This window comes from Dankookia sp. GCM10030260 (genome assembly GCF_042666655.1).
Taxonomy (GTDB): Bacteria; Pseudomonadota; Alphaproteobacteria; order Acetobacterales; family Acetobacteraceae; genus Paracraurococcus.
The window spans coordinates 491,709-504,825 of record NZ_JBHTDE010000001.1; the positions used below are offsets into that span (position 1 = coordinate 491,709).

Genomic DNA, 13,117 nt, shown 5'->3' on the forward strand with positions numbered 1-13,117 from the left:
GACCGGGGGCCTTGGTGCGAGAGCATGACGCGTTCGGCTTCGCTCACGCATCATGTTCTCGCCTTCGTCCGGCCGCGCGATTCAGGCTTTTCGGCGATACCGCCTCAAGCCATCGCGCTCTATCGCGCCCGGCCCAGCGCCGCGGCAAGGTCCGCCGCCAGGGTGGCGGCGGCAATCCGCGCCGCGCCGTCGTCGGTCGCCAGCGACAGTGCCGCCGCCCGCAGCGCAGGTACCAGCCCGGCCGCCGCGACCCCGGCGCGCCGCGCCGCGGCGGCGATCTCCCCGGCCAGCTGGCCCGGCTCGCCGCCCGGCCCGATCGCCTCGGCGGCTTCCAGCAGCAGCGCCGCGCGGATCGCCGCCTCGCCCGAGGCCGCCATGGCGCCGCGCTGGCGGCGGATATCCGACAGCGGCCCGCCGGTCGGGTCGCCCGGGGTCACCGCCGCGGCCTGGCGGAGCGCAGCCGCGGTCGCCGCCAGCGCCTGCGCCTCCCGCACCAGGGCGGCGGCCAGCGCCGCGGCGCCGTTGGCGAGGTCCTCGGGGCCCGGCCCGCCGCCCATCCCGGCGGCGAAGTCGGCGATGTCCTCGGCTTCCATCAGCGGGTCTCCTGGGTCAGCAAGGCGACCCTGGTCATGAAGTCTTCCGGCTTGCCCTGGGCCAGCAGCGGGGCGGCGTCGGCCACCGCGTCCAGCAGCGGTTCCACCCAGGTGTCCACCTTGGCGAAATTGCCCAGTACATGGCCATGCACCCGGTCCTTGTGGCCGGGATGGCCGATGCCGAGCCGCACCCGCCAGAAATCCGGGGTGCCGAGCGCCCGCTGCATGTCGCGCAACCCGTTGTGCCCGGCGGCGCCGCCGCCCCGCTTCACCCGGACCTTGCCGGGGATCAGGTCGAGCTCATCGTGGAAGGCGCAGATGTCGGCGGGCGGAATCTTGTGGAAGCCGGCGGCGGGCTGCACGCTGTCACCCGAGCCGTTCATGTAGGTCTGCGGCTTCAGCGCAAGCACCTTGACGCCGCCGACCATGCCCTCCGCCACCAGCCCCTTGTGGCGCTGCCGCCAGGGCGCGAAGCCGTGCCGGCGGGCGATGGCGTCGAGCGCCATGAAGCCGATGTTGTGGCGATGCCGCGCCTGGGCGGGCTCGGGATTGCCCAGTCCCACCCAGAGCAGCATCGCCACGACGTCCGGAGGCTACTTCTTCTTGGCGGGCGCGGCCGGCGCGGCGGCCTTGCCGCCCTTGCCCTTGGCCGGCGGCGGCGCGGCGGCGACCGGGGCGGCCACCACTTCCTCGATCACCGTCGGCGCGGCGACGGTGGCGACGACGAAGTCACGCTCGATCACCGCCTTGGTGCCGAACTTGTCCTTCACCGCCGACCAGCGGAGGCTGTCGCCGATGGTCGCCTCGCCGAGGTCGATCTCGAAGGCGTCCGGCACCTGGTCGGGATTGGCCAGCACCTCGATCTCGCGCCGCACGACGTTCAGCACGCCGCCTTCCTTGATGCCCGGGCAGGTGTCCTCATTGAGGAAATGCACCGGCACCCGGACGCGGATGCGGGTGCCTGCCGCCAGGCGCTGGAAGTCGACATGCAGCGGCCGGTCGGTCACCGGGTGGAACTGAACGTCGCGCATCACGGTGCGGACGGTCGAGCCGTCCTTCAGCGCCACCTCGTACAGGTGGGACTGCCAGCCGCCCTTCTGCAATTCCTTCATCACGTCGCGCGGGTCGAGGGAGACGAGGGTCGCCTCCTGCTTCGCGCCGTAGATGACAGCGGGGACAAGCCCCTCACGCCGGGTCGCACGCGCCGCCCCCTTACCGGCCCGCTCGCGCGCCACGGCCTCGATCCGTACAGTCTGGACCATTGGTCGAACTCCGCTTGCTTGGGAAAAGGCCCTGTCGGGGACGGCATGTCCCGGACATGGGCGCGCCGGCCTCCAGGGGTGCCGGCGCGGCGGGGGGATAGCGGATCGGGGCAGGCAAAGCAACGCAAAGCGGCGAACCACCGGCGGAGGGGCGCGTTGCCGATCCCGATGCCGTGCCCCATCCCGCCCGCGATCCTTCTCTCCCTCCTTCTCCTCCCCGGCTGCCAGGCAGTGCTGACCGAGACGACCTCGGCGGTCGCCGGCATCGGCGGCGCCAGCGTCGCCGACAGCCTCGGTGCCAATGCCGCGCTGACCACTGGCATCGGCCTCGGCGTCCAGGCGCTCGGCCGGGCCGGGCTGCAATATGCCCAGCGGAAAACCCATGGCGCGGCGCAGGACCGCATCGCCGCCGCCGCCGGGCCGCTGCCGGTCAGCGGCACTGCGGCCTGGAAGACCAACCATGCCATCCCGGTCGAGCCGAACGAGCGCGGCCAGGTGGCGGTCAGCCGGGTGATCAGCACCGGCGCGCTGGACTGCAAGGAGATCGTCTTCTCTGTCGAGGACGGGGCGGGCGCCAAGGCGACCCGGGCCTTCTACCTGGCCGCGGTCTGCCGTGACGCGACCGGCTGGAAATGGGCCTCGGCCGAGCCGGCGACCGGGCGCTGGGGGTCGTTGCAGTGAGGCTGGCGGTCCTCGCGGCCGCGCTGGTGCTGGGGGGATGCAGCTCGGCCAGCGACCTGATCGGTGCCGCCACGGGGACCGCGGCCGCGGCCGGTTCGGGCAATCCGGCGGTCGGCATCGCGGTTGGCGTCGGCACCCGGGCGGTGGCAGATTGGAGCCTCCGCCATGTCTCCCGCCGCTGGCACCGGACCGAGCAGGCGGCGATCGCCGCCGCCGCGGCCGCGGCGCCGCCCGGCGAGGCACGGCCCTGGCAGGTGCGGCATTCCCTGCCGATCGGCGACAAGCAGGGCGAGGTCGTGGTGCTGCGGGAGATCGACACGCCGCTGGCCGCCTGCCGCGAGGTCGCCTTCTCGGTCGACGAGGCCAAGCCGGCACAAGCGGGGAAGGCGGGGGCGCGCGCCTGGTACCTGACCAGCCTCTGCCGCGACGACACCGGCTGGGCATGGGCCTCGGCCGAACCGGCGACGGGGCGCTGGGGCAGCCTGCAATAGGCAATGGGCCAGCTGGCGCATGAGGCGCCCGGCGCCGCCCATGCGGCACGCTCCGGCTTCCATGCGGGTGCGCGATCAGGGTTCCGGCGATGGCGCCGCGAGCCTTCGCGCGCCGATCAGCGGTCCAGCACCGAGCCGTGCACCCAGCCGAAGGGCTGGTCCTCGCCCACTTCCAGCCAGCCGCCCGGCGCCTCGCCGAAGACCCGCAGGGTGGAGGCCCGCGGGACCACCCGGACCACCGCGCCGCCGCCGCCCGGCGCGTTGCGGATATTGACCGGATGCGCCTGGCTGGTGGTCACCTGGCGGCTGGCCACGGCCGGGGCGCCGGCCGTGGCCGCCGGCGCCGCGACGGCGGCCGGGCGGGCCGGGACCATCGACGCGTCCAGCGGCAGCGGCGGCATCGGCCGGATGCCCTGCGCGGTGCGCGGCCCGCCGCCCTCGAAGCAGCGGTCCACCAGCTCGACATAGACCCGCGACGCCTCGGCATTGGAGGCGCCGAGCACCAGTTCGGTGCGCTGCGCGCGGCCCCCGGCCAGGGTCACGGTGGCGACCCAGGGGATGAAGGGGTCGTTGGCATCGCCGGCCGGGTTCACCTGGCCGCAGACCGCGATGGTCCCGGCCAATTGCTGCCGCCAGACCTGCACCGCCCGCAGCGGCATGTCGCCCGGCATGCGCAGCCGGGTGCGGAGCTGCTCCTCCGCCGCGCGGCGGGCCTCGGCGGCCTCGGCGCCGGACGTGCCGCCGTCGGCTGCCGCCCGCGGCTTGTCCTTGGGCGGATCGTCGCAGGCCACGAGGCCCAGCGCGGCCAGGAGAAGACAAGGCAGGATGGGCTTCGGCATCGGGCGTCCTGTCAGGCGGGGTAGCGCTTCTGGCCGCCCCGGCGGGGTGAGGAAAGCGCCCGGCCGATCACCATCGCGCCGGTTATTCCGGCTGCGCCCCGCTGACCTTCACCATCTCCGCCCAGATCGGCCGCTCCTTCGCCAGCCGCTCCGCCAGCCCCGCGGGGGTCGAGCCGGTCAGCCGCGCGCCCATGCCGATGGCGCGCTGCTGCAGCGCCGGGTCGGCCCAGGCGGCGCGGATCTCGGCCGAGAGCCGTTCGGTGACGGCCTGCGGCGTGCCACGCGGCGCCGCCCACATATGCCAGGGGGAGACCTCGAAATTCGGCAGGCCGGCCTCGGCCATGGTCGGCACATCCGGCAGCGCCGGCCAGCGCTCGGGCAGCGACACCGCCAGGGCCCGCATGCGGCCCTCCTGGATCACCCCGACATAGCTGGCGAGGTTGTCCACGGCATACTGGATGTCGCCCGAGAGCAGCGCCGGGATGGTCTGCGCGGCACCGCGGAAGGTGACGTGCTGCGCCTCGAACCCCGCCCGCCCGGCGAGATAGGCCCCGGACAGATGGATGGTGGTGCCGACGCCGGAGGAGCCGAAGCTGACCCCGTTCGGCCGCTGCTTCGCCCAGGCGGCAAGCTCTGCGATGCTGCGCACCGGCAGCTGCGCCGGGACCACGGCCACGTTGGGCAGGTCCCACATGGCGCTGATCCAGGCGAAGTCGCGTTCCGGGTCGTAGGGCAGCTTCTTGAACAGCAGCGGGTTGATCAGCAGGTTGTGCATGCTGACCGTGCCGATGGTGTAGCCATCGGGCGTGGCACGGGCGAGCGCCTCCATCCCGATATTGCCCGAGGCGCCCGAGCGCGTCTCGACCACGAAGGGCTGGCCCAGGCGCTGGCCCATCTGCTCGGCCGCCAGCCGGGTCATGACATCCAGCGACCCGCCCGGCGGAAAGCCGACGATGACCCGCACCGGCCGGTCCGGCCAGGCGGCCTGCGCGCGCCCGGCCAGCGGCAGGGCGGCGATGAAGGGGGTGGCGAGTATCGCGCGGCGGTTCAGCATGGCGGTTCCTTCCCGTGATTGGTTGGAACCATCCATACCATCCGCCGGCGCAACACCGGTAGCGCGGCGCCGGCGGCGTCAGCCGACGCCGAGCAGCTCCACGTCGAAGACCAGCGTGGCGTTCGGCGGGATCACGCCGCCGGCGCCGCGCGCGCCGTAGCCCAGCTCCGGCGGGATGGTCAGGCGGCGCTTGCCGCCGACCTTCATGCCGGCGACGCCCTGGTCCCAGCCCTGGATGACATGGCCGGCGCCCAGCTCGAACTGGAAGGGGTCGTTTCGGTCACGCGAGCTGTCGAACTTCTTCCCCTTGGTCTCGGGCGCGGCGGGGTCGTGCAGCCAGCCGGTGTAGTGCACCGTGACCAGCTGGCCCGCGGTCGCCGTCGCACCGGTGCCGATCGTCTCGTCGCTCATGGTCGTCGCTTTCCTTTGGACGGGGATGGGTATGGGCCTTGGGGGAGCAAGGCAAGGCCAGGGAGGAAGTATCCTCCCTGGACCCTCCTCCATTTCTCCGAGCCGGCATTCGCTTCGCGGCGGTGCCGAGCCTACGGAAAGGCAGGGAGGGGCTTGGGGAGGGAGAACGTTTCCCTCCCCGCGCTTGCCGGCCGTTCAGCAGTCCAGAACGAGGTTGCCCATGTATTTGCCGGCTTCCACCGCGTCATGCGCCGCGGCGCAGTCGGCCAGCGGGACCCGGGCGGCGATGGCGTGTTTCACCAGCCCGGCCCGCAGCCAGGCATCCAGCGTGCCGACCGCCAGGGCCCGCTGCGCCGCGTCCAGCTCGTAGACGATGAACCAGCGCACCGCGATGCCGCGCATGATCGACGGGCCGAACTGCATGGTCGCCGCCGGGCCGTTCGAGCCATAGGCGGCGCAGAGCCCGCCCGGCGCCAGGATGGCCGGCAGCAGCGGCGCGGTGGTCGAGAGGTCGATATCCACGACCCGGTCCACCCCGGTGCCGCCGGTCAGCGCGGCGACGCGCTCGGCCACGTCCTCCCGTTTGTAGTCGATGGTGGCGTCCGCGCCGGCGGCCAGCGCATGCGCCGCCTTGGCCTCGGAGCTCACCGTCGCCAGGATGCGGGTCGCACCCAGCAGCCGGGCGAACTGGATGGCATAATGCCCGACCGAGCCCGCCCCGCCGGTGACCAGCACGGTCTGCCCGGTGACGCCGCCATCGGTCAGCACCCCGTGCAGCGCGGTCAGCGCGGGGATGCCGAGGCAGGCGCCGGCCTCGAAGGGGGTGTTGTCCGGCAGCGGCACCGCCTGGATCGCGGCCAGGGCGATGTATTCGGCCGCGGTGCCGAAGGGCCGCTTCCACTGGCCGTTCCAGATCCAGACGCGCTGGCCGATCCGCGCCCGGTCGATACCCTCGCCCACCGCCTCGATGGTGCCGGCGCCATCGCTGTGCGGGATGACGCGCGGGAAGGCCATGGGGCGGGAGCCGCGCCGGGTCTTCCAGTCGGACGGGTTCACGCCCGAGGTGGCGAGGCGGACCAGCACCTCGCCCGGGCCGGGGGAGGGGGTGGGCAGCTCGCCATGGGTGAGCACCTCGGACCCGCCGTTGCGGTCGTACCAGACGGCTTTCATCGATCGGTCTCCTGCGTTGCGGGGCGGATGGGGATGCGCGGTGCCAGGGTCAAGGCCACTTCGCCTCGGGCGGCAGCGACATCAGGATCGCCTCGACATTGCCCCCCGTTTTCAGCCCGAACAGCGTGCCGCGGTCGTGCAGCAGGTTGAACTCCACGTAGCGGCCGCGGCGGACCAGCTGGTGCTCGCGCTCCGCCGGCGTCCAGGGCTCGTGCATCCGGTCGCGGATGATCGCCGAGTAGCCGTCGCGGAAGGCGCGCCCGACATCCTGGACGAAGCCGAAATCGGCCTCGATCCCATGCCCCGGCGTGCGGTCGCCGAGATAGTCGAAGAAGATGCCGCCCAGGCCGCGGGTCTCCCCGCGATGCGGCAGGAAGAAGTACTCGTCGCACCATTTCTTAAATTTTGGGTAATACTCGGGGTCGTGCCGGTCGCAGGCCGCCTGGAAGGCGGCGTGGAAGCGCGCCGCGTCGGCCAGCGATTCCGGCGCCTCCATCGGCATCGGCGTGAGGTCGCCGCCGCCGCCGAACCAGTGCTTCGTCGTCACCAGGAAGCGGGTGTTGAAATGCGCCGCCGGCACCCGCGGGCTGCGCATATGCGCGACCAGGGAGATCCCGGTGGCGAAGAACCGCGGGTCTTCCTCGGCGCCGGCGATCATCTTGCGGAATTCGGGGGAGAATTCGCCGTGCACGGTGGAGACGTTGACCCCCACCTTCTCGAAGACCCGGCCGCGCATCAGCCCGATGGTGCCGCCGCCGCCTTCCGGCCGGGTCCAGGGCGTGAGCTCGAAGCGGCCGGGCGGCATCGCGGCATGCGGGCCCTCGGCCAGGTCGTCCTCGATCGCCTCGAAGCTGGCGCAGATGCTGTCGCGCAGCGCCTCGAACCAGGCACGTGCCCGGGGGGCGAAGGGGTGTCCGGCGGGTCCGGTGGCCTCGGTCATGGTTTCCTCCTGGAGCGCAGGGGTTCTATTGCGGTTCCGGTGGATTGCCACCCTGCATCTCGTCCCTTTATATGCGGCGCGGCGCGAGAGGATAGCGCAGGACCGGCCATGCCCGGCCCCGCTTGCCTCCCGCGGCGTCAATCGCATTCGGCCCCCGCCAGTCCCGTCCCGGGACGCAAGCGTGGCCGCGATCAGGGACGATGAGGCATGGCCGATAGTATGGCGCAGGCGGCGCCGCAGGACGGCGAGACCCGGCGCGACTTCCTGCTACTGGTGACGGCATCCTTCGCTGCCGTGGGTGTCGGCGCGATGGCCTGGCCCTTCATCAGCTCGATGAACCCGGCGCGCGACACGCTCGCGCTCTCGACCACCGAGGTCGATCTGACGCCGATCGCCACCGGCTCGGCGGTGACGGTGATGTGGCGCGGCAAGCCGGTCTTCGTCCGCAACCGCTCGGCGGAGGAGATCAAGGAGGCCCGCGCCACCCCGATCTCCGAGCTGAAGGACCCGCAGCCGGACCAGGCGCGCGTGAAGAAGGACAACTGGCTGGTCGTGGTCGGCGTCTGCACCCATCTGGGCTGCGTGCCGCTGGGCCAGAAGCCGACCGATCCGCGCGGCGATTTCGGCGGCTGGTTCTGCCCCTGCCACGGCAGCCACTACGACACCTCCGGCCGCATCAGGAAGGGGCCGGCCCCGGCCAACCTCGCGGTCCCCGACTACGCCTTCAATACCGACACGAAGATTACGGTCGGCTGAGGAGCAGGCAATGGCATCCGGACTGCACAAGAGCGACGTCGCCAACCCGGTCCTCAACTGGATCGATGCGCGGCTTCCCATCATCACGATGATGCAGAAGGAGTACGGGTCGTTTCCGACACCCCGTAACTTCAACTACTTCTGGAACTTCGGCGCCCTGGCCATGGTCAATCTGGTGATCATGATCGTCACCGGCGTCGTCCTGTCCATGCAGTACACCGCCCATACCAGCATGGCCTTCGATTCCGTCGAGCGCATCATGCGCGACGTGAACTACGGCTGGCTGCTGCGCTACGCCCACGCCAACGGCGCCTCGATGTTCTTCATCGTGGTCTACGTCCATATCTGGCGCGGGCTGTACTACGGGTCCTACAAGGCGCCGCGCGAGCTGCTGTGGATGCTGGGCGTCGTCATCTTCCTGCTGATGATGGCCACGGCGTTCATGGGCTACGTGCTCCCCTGGGGCCAGATGTCCTTCTGGGGCGCCACCGTGATCACCAACCTGTTCAGCGCCCTGCCGCTGGTCGGGCCGGAGATCGTGACCTGGCTGTGGGGCGGCTTCTCGGTCGACAACCCGACGCTGAACCGCTTCTTCAGCCTGCACTACCTGCTGCCCTTCGTGATCTTCGGCGTGGTCTTCCTGCACGTCGCGGCGCTGCACATCACGGGCTCCAACAACCCGCTCGGCATCGACCCGAAGGGTCCGCAGGACACGCTGCCCTTCCACCCCTACTACACCGCCAAGGACAGCGTCGGGCTGGTGGCCTATTTCGCGGTCTTCTCGGTGCTGGTGTTCTTCTTCCCGAACATGCTCGGCCACCCGGACAACTACATCCCGGCCAACCCGCTGGTGACGCCGCCGCACATCGTGCCGGAATGGTACTTCCTGCCGTTCTACGCGATCCTCCGCGCGGTGCCGGACAAGCTGGGCGGCGTCATCATGATGTTCGCCTCGATCGCCATCCTCTTCGTCCTGCCCTGGCTGGATACCAGCCCGGTGCGCTCGATGCGGTTCCGCCCGCTGGCGCGGCCCTTCCTGTTCACCTGGCTGGTGTCGTTCTTCGTGCTGCTCTACTGCGGCGGCAAGCCGCCGGAGGAGCCCTACGTGACCCTCAGCCGCGTGGCGACGGCCTACTACTTCCTGTACTTCCTGGTGATCCTGCCGCTGCTCGGCCGGCTCGAACGACCGCTGCCGCTGCCCGAGAGCATCGCCCGTCCCGTGCTGCGGGGGGGTGGCCCGGTGCTGGCCGGCGCCATGAGCAAGCCGATGGAGAAGGCGTGATGCGGGTGTTTCCTGGCCTTCGGGCACTCGCCCTGGCGGCCGGCCTGGCGGCCGGCGCCGGCTTCGGTACCCCGGCCCAGGCGGCCGGGGAGGCGATGAAGCTGCCGGAGGTCCGCTTCTCCTTCGACGGCATCTTCGGGCATTACGACCGCGCCTCGGCGCAGCGCGGCTTCCAGGTCTACAAGGAAGTCTGCGCGAACTGCCACTCGATGCACCTGCTGTCCTACCGCAACCTGCGCGACCTCGGCCTCTCGGATGCCGAGGTCCGGGCGATCGCGGCGACGGTGCAGGTGCAGGACGGGCCGAACGACGAGGGCCAGATGTTCGAGCGCGCCGGCCGGGCCTCGGACCGGTTCCGCAGCCCCTTCCCCAACGACAACGCGGCCCGCGCGGCGAACAACGGCGCCCTGCCGCCCGACCTGTCGCTGATCACCAAGGCCCGCGAGGGCGGCGCGGCCTACATCCACGCGCTGCTGACCGGCTACGAGGATCCGCCGGCCGGCGTCACCCTGATGCCGGGCATGAACTACAACAAGTGGTTCCCCGGCCACCAGATCGGCATGGCGCAGCCGCTCAGCAGCGAGGGGCAGGTGGAATACACCGACGGCACCAAGCCGACGGTCGAGCAGATGGTTCGGGACGTCTCCCAGTTCCTCACCTGGGCGGCCGAGCCGGAGCTCGAGGAGCGCAAGGCGATGGGCGTGAAGATGGTGCTGTTCTTCACCATCCTCGGCGGCCTGGCCTATGCGGTGAAGCGCAAGATCTGGGCCGACGTGCACTAGCGGCCGCCGGCGCAGGACGCCGCCAGGGCCAACCACCCCCGCAGCGGCGAACGTGGGGCAAGAGCTCCCCGCAGCCCCCCGAAAGGCCGCCCCACCGGGCGGCCTTTTGCCGTTGCGCAGGACGTCGCCCGGCTGTGATGGGCGGTATTAGCCACGGCTCATATTTGGCCTTCCAAAGCGGCGTCGATCGGCCTTTGCTCCCCGGCCTGGGGAGGGCGTCCGCAATGACCGACATCTTCGACTGGACCGGCGCACCCGGTGCCCGTTTCGACGATCCGGCGAGCTGGTACGACGCGACGCTGGACGCGCCGGCGACGCAGGCGCCCGGCCCCGACGACATCGCGGTCTTCGGCCCGGGCGACTGGACCGCCACCGCAGGCGGCCAGGTCGGCACCCTGCTGATCGAGGAGGGGGCCTCCGTCACCCTGGCCGGCACCGGCGCCGAGCGCTTCCTGGCGGGCAGCCTGACGGAGGCGACCGGCAGCAGCCTCCAGCTGGAGGACGCCCTGCTTTTCGTCAATGCCGGCCTGACCATCGGCCGGGACGCGGTGCTCGACATCGGCGGCGCGGCGTCCTTCGAGGCCTTCCCGGGCTCGCCGCTGGGGCCCTTCTCGGTCGCGGCGGGCACGCTTGCCCTGCTGGGTCCCGGCGACGGCGCCGGGGGCGGCAGCGTCGTGCTCGGCGCGAACAACATCGAGATCGGGCTTTTCCAGAACGGCAATTCGGGCATCGGCAACGAATTCGCCCCGGCTTCCGGCTTCAGCGGCAGCGGGCAGGTGATCGCCGGGACCTTCGACCAGCCGAATGTCCGCATCTTCGACCCGGACCATATGCGGGCCTCGGCCCCCGCCGACCTCGCCGGCCTCGATTTCGGCACCCTGCATGTCGGTGACCCGGCGGTGGTCCATTTCAGCCTGATCAACCTGTCGGGCAATGGCGGCTATTCGGCGAAGGGGGCGGTGCAGACCCTGGTGAACGGCGGCAACGTCACCGATCCCGCGCTGGCGGGCTCGGGCGTCACGCCGCAGAATTTCGGCATCGCCCCGCGCGGCGGCATCGTCGCCTTCGAGGTGACGCTCGACACCACCGCGGCGCTGCTGCTGCAGGACCAGGCCGTGCATCTCGGCTACGAGTTCATGCGGTTCCAATTCGACGTCGGCACCACCCTGCCGATCACCGGCGCGGTGCTGAACTATGCCGATCCCGGCTTCGAACTGGTCTCCGGCCCCGGTGCCCTGGCACAGGACGGCGCCCACTGGACCCTCGACCTCGGCAGCCTGGCCCAGGGCAGCGACCCCGGCACGGTGGTGCTGGCCGTCCGCAACCTGGCCGCGGCCCCGGCCGACGACCTGTCCGGCCGCTTCGAGGTCGCCGGCGATGCCGCCGCGGTGGAGGGGGCGGAGCCCTTCGCCGGGCTGGCGGCCGGCGACGGCCTGGTCGCGCTGGGCTTCCGCCTCGACACCACCGTGGCGGGCCCGCATGCAGAGACCATCACGCTGTACCCGGTCGGCAGCAATGCCTCCGGCTTCGAGGGCGCGCTGCCGGTGGTGACGCTGACCGTGACGGACCAGGTCGTGGCGGAAGGCAGGCCGGAGCATGGCGGGCACCACCGGGGGCATGGCCACGGCCATGCGGACCGGCCCCACGGCCACCATGCCGCCGGCTGCGCCGCCTGGAACGGGGCGCCGGCGGGCGTGAGGCGCCCGGAGGCATGAATCCGCTTCACAAGGAACGGGCTACAGCGGAGCAGCATTCATCCAGGAACACGATCCGCTGCAGCGCCCGCCGCGGCCGGGGTCAGGCGAAGGGATAGGGGCCGGGGAAGCCGCCGATCGGCACGGCATGGGTCAGCATCCCCTCCGGCCGCCATTGGTGCAGCAGGAAGCCCGGTGGCTCCAGGGAGGAGGCCGGCCGCGCCCCGGGCCATGGTCGCAGGCCGATCGCCGTCGCGGTGCTCGGCGCGGTGCAGAGCAGGGTGCCGCCGAAGCGACGCAGCATGCTGCGGTGGACATGGCCGCACAGCACGCGTTCCACCGCCGGGAAACGGGCCAGCAGGGCGGCCAGCGCCGCCCCGCCATGGCAGCGGTAGCGGTCGAGATAGGGCACGCCGCAGGCGATCGGCGGCTGGTGCATCATGATGACCGCCGGTCGCCGGGGTTCCGCCGCCAGCGCCGCCTCCAGCCAGGCCAGCGCCGCCGCATCGGCATCACCGTGGTGCAGGCCGGGGATCGTCACATCCAGCGCGATGACCCGCACCGGGCCGGATGCCGCGTCCACGTAGTGCAAGGGGCCGTTGGGCGGCAGCCAGGCGTGGTCGTGGAAGGCCTGGCGGAAGGCCCCGCGTTCGTCGTGGTTGCCGGGGATGACGCGCAGCGGCGCCCGCAGCGGCGCCAGGATCGCCCGCGCCGCGGCATATTCGGCCGGCGTGCCCTCCTCCGTCACGTCGCCGGTCAGCAGCACCAGGTCGGGCTGCGGGTCGAGCGCATTGACCTGGGCCACTGCCGCTTCCAGCGCGGCATTCGCATCCACCACGCCCTTGTAGAGCGCGCCGGCCGGCCGGACATGCGGGTCCGAGAGCTGCGCGATCCACACGGCGCGGCGCGCCTCAGCGCCGCGGCGCTGTCGCCAGGCCGGGCGGCGGCAGCGCGGTGCCGCGCTCGATCGACCTGTCGACGACCGGCGCCGGCGGCTGGTTGCAGGCGGCGAGCAGGGGCAGCAGCAGCGCCGCCAAGGTGAGGGCACGGGTCACGGGCGGGCTCTCCTGGAAGACATGGGTCCCGCCGGGGCGCGACTCGGCGGCGATCATCGCATGCGGGGCTTGGGCTGACACACCCCTGGGCAGCCCGCCGCGCTTTC

The 13,117-nt window shown here is 71.9% G+C and carries 16 protein-coding genes; 6 read left to right on the plus strand and 10 right to left on the minus strand.

Going from position 1 to position 13,117, the window contains the following annotated elements; genetic code table 11:
- Positions 1–119: 119 nt before the first annotated feature.
- From ACFQS7_RS02420 to ACFQS7_RS02430, 3 genes are read right to left on the minus strand one after another with little or no spacing between them, the layout of a single operon-like run.
- Entirely contained in the window at positions 120–593 is a 474-nt protein-coding gene (locus ACFQS7_RS02420; protein WP_380065415.1) for a hypothetical protein, read from the minus strand.
- Positions 593–1,168, minus strand: a complete 576-nt coding sequence (gene pth, locus ACFQS7_RS02425; RefSeq protein ID WP_380066189.1) for an aminoacyl-tRNA hydrolase — start codon at positions 1,166–1,168, stop codon at positions 593–595. Before pth ends, ACFQS7_RS02420 begins: the two co-directional genes overlap by 1 nt.
- Positions 1,169–1,186: 18 nt before the next feature.
- Complete coding sequence (locus ACFQS7_RS02430) at positions 1,187–1,855, minus strand: 50S ribosomal protein L25/general stress protein Ctc (RefSeq protein WP_380065416.1); 669 nt, start codon at positions 1,853–1,855, stop codon at positions 1,187–1,189.
- Positions 1,856–2,086: 231 nt separating this feature from the next.
- On the opposite strand from ACFQS7_RS02430, the gene ACFQS7_RS02435 reads away from it, so the two are divergent.
- Positions 2,087–2,536 carry a hypothetical protein gene (locus tag ACFQS7_RS02435; protein ID WP_380065417.1) on the plus strand — a complete coding sequence of 150 codons (450 nt, stop codon included), beginning with the start codon at positions 2,087–2,089 and terminating at the stop codon, positions 2,534–2,536.
- Positions 2,533–3,027 (plus strand): hypothetical protein, encoded by a 495-nt coding sequence (locus tag ACFQS7_RS02440; RefSeq protein ID WP_380065418.1) that lies wholly within the window; start codon positions 2,533–2,535, stop codon positions 3,025–3,027. The genes ACFQS7_RS02435 and ACFQS7_RS02440 overlap by 4 nt, the downstream gene beginning before the upstream one ends.
- 116 nt (positions 3,028–3,143) lie before the next feature.
- On the opposite strand, the gene ACFQS7_RS02445 is transcribed toward ACFQS7_RS02440, so the two are convergent.
- The 5 genes from ACFQS7_RS02445 to hemF all read right to left on the minus strand — a co-directional run bounded on the left by ACFQS7_RS02445 (position 3,144) and on the right by hemF (position 7,441).
- The gene (locus ACFQS7_RS02445) at positions 3,144–3,866 is read right to left on the minus strand and encodes an SH3 domain-containing protein (RefSeq protein ID WP_380065419.1); all 723 of its coding nucleotides are present in this window, start codon (positions 3,864–3,866) and stop codon (positions 3,144–3,146) included.
- A gap of 82 nt (positions 3,867–3,948) precedes the next feature.
- Positions 3,949–4,920 (minus strand): Bug family tripartite tricarboxylate transporter substrate binding protein, encoded by a 972-nt coding sequence (locus tag ACFQS7_RS02450; RefSeq protein ID WP_380065420.1) that lies wholly within the window; start codon positions 4,918–4,920, stop codon positions 3,949–3,951.
- A gap of 78 nt (positions 4,921–4,998) precedes the next feature.
- Complete coding sequence (locus ACFQS7_RS02455; RefSeq protein WP_380065421.1) at positions 4,999–5,331, minus strand: FKBP-type peptidyl-prolyl cis-trans isomerase; 333 nt, start codon at positions 5,329–5,331, stop codon at positions 4,999–5,001.
- A gap of 195 nt (positions 5,332–5,526) precedes the next feature.
- Positions 5,527–6,501 carry an NADPH:quinone reductase gene (locus ACFQS7_RS02460; protein WP_380065422.1) on the minus strand — a complete coding sequence of 325 codons (975 nt, stop codon included), beginning with the start codon at positions 6,499–6,501 and terminating at the stop codon, positions 5,527–5,529.
- 49 nt (positions 6,502–6,550) lie between these two features.
- The gene (gene hemF / locus ACFQS7_RS02465) at positions 6,551–7,441 is read right to left on the minus strand and encodes an oxygen-dependent coproporphyrinogen oxidase (protein ID WP_380065423.1); all 891 of its coding nucleotides are present in this window, start codon (positions 7,439–7,441) and stop codon (positions 6,551–6,553) included.
- 207 nt (positions 7,442–7,648) lie between these two features.
- Here hemF and petA point away from each other — a divergent pair, with 207 nt between their 5' ends.
- From petA to ACFQS7_RS02485, 4 genes are all read left to right on the plus strand, one after another.
- Positions 7,649–8,197, plus strand: a complete 549-nt coding sequence (gene petA, locus ACFQS7_RS02470) for a ubiquinol-cytochrome c reductase iron-sulfur subunit (RefSeq protein ID WP_380065424.1) — start codon at positions 7,649–7,651, stop codon at positions 8,195–8,197.
- 10 nt (positions 8,198–8,207) lie between these two features.
- Positions 8,208–9,479 (plus strand): cytochrome bc complex cytochrome b subunit, encoded by a 1,272-nt coding sequence (locus ACFQS7_RS02475; protein ID WP_380065425.1) that lies wholly within the window; start codon positions 8,208–8,210, stop codon positions 9,477–9,479.
- Complete coding sequence (locus ACFQS7_RS02480) at positions 9,479–10,261, plus strand: cytochrome c1 (protein ID WP_380065426.1); 783 nt, start codon at positions 9,479–9,481, stop codon at positions 10,259–10,261. The genes ACFQS7_RS02475 and ACFQS7_RS02480 overlap by 1 nt, the downstream gene beginning before the upstream one ends.
- A 224-nt stretch (positions 10,262–10,485) precedes the next feature.
- A complete protein-coding gene (locus ACFQS7_RS02485) occupies positions 10,486–11,976 on the plus strand; it encodes a hypothetical protein (RefSeq protein ID WP_380065427.1) in 1,491 nt (496 codons plus the stop codon).
- 82 nt (positions 11,977–12,058) lie between these two features.
- Here the strand turns inward: ACFQS7_RS02485 and ACFQS7_RS02490 are convergent, their stop codons facing one another.
- Both ACFQS7_RS02490 and ACFQS7_RS02495 read right to left on the minus strand, forming a co-directional pair.
- Positions 12,059–12,853 (minus strand): metallophosphoesterase, encoded by a 795-nt coding sequence (locus tag ACFQS7_RS02490; RefSeq protein ID WP_380065428.1) that lies wholly within the window; start codon positions 12,851–12,853, stop codon positions 12,059–12,061.
- 13 nt (positions 12,854–12,866) lie between these two features.
- Complete coding sequence (locus ACFQS7_RS02495; RefSeq protein WP_380065429.1) at positions 12,867–13,010, minus strand: hypothetical protein; 144 nt, start codon at positions 13,008–13,010, stop codon at positions 12,867–12,869.
- Positions 13,011–13,117: the final 107 nt, after the last annotated feature.

Coding starts and splice junctions, on each gene's coding strand:
- ACFQS7_RS02420 (WP_380065415.1), bottom strand. CDS start 593: ATGGAAGCCGAGGACATCGCCGACTTCGCCGCCGGGATGGGCGGCGGG.
- pth (WP_380066189.1), bottom strand. CDS start 1,168: ATGCTGCTCTGGGTGGGACTGGGCAATCCCGAGCCCGCCCAGGCGCGG.
- ACFQS7_RS02430 (WP_380065416.1), bottom strand. CDS start 1,855: ATGGTCCAGACTGTACGGATCGAGGCCGTGGCGCGCGAGCGGGCCGGT.
- ACFQS7_RS02445 (WP_380065419.1), bottom strand. CDS start 3,866: ATGCCGAAGCCCATCCTGCCTTGTCTTCTCCTGGCCGCGCTGGGCCTC.
- ACFQS7_RS02450 (WP_380065420.1), bottom strand. CDS start 4,920: ATGCTGAACCGCCGCGCGATACTCGCCACCCCCTTCATCGCCGCCCTG.
- ACFQS7_RS02455 (WP_380065421.1), bottom strand. CDS start 5,331: ATGAGCGACGAGACGATCGGCACCGGTGCGACGGCGACCGCGGGCCAG.
- ACFQS7_RS02460 (WP_380065422.1), bottom strand. CDS start 6,501: ATGAAAGCCGTCTGGTACGACCGCAACGGCGGGTCCGAGGTGCTCACC.
- hemF (WP_380065423.1), bottom strand. CDS start 7,441: ATGACCGAGGCCACCGGACCCGCCGGACACCCCTTCGCCCCCCGGGCA.
- petA (WP_380065424.1), top strand. CDS start 7,649: ATGGCCGATAGTATGGCGCAGGCGGCGCCGCAGGACGGCGAGACCCGG.
- ACFQS7_RS02475 (WP_380065425.1), top strand. CDS start 8,208: ATGGCATCCGGACTGCACAAGAGCGACGTCGCCAACCCGGTCCTCAAC.
- ACFQS7_RS02480 (WP_380065426.1), top strand. CDS start 9,479: ATGCGGGTGTTTCCTGGCCTTCGGGCACTCGCCCTGGCGGCCGGCCTG.
- ACFQS7_RS02485 (WP_380065427.1), top strand. CDS start 10,486: ATGACCGACATCTTCGACTGGACCGGCGCACCCGGTGCCCGTTTCGAC.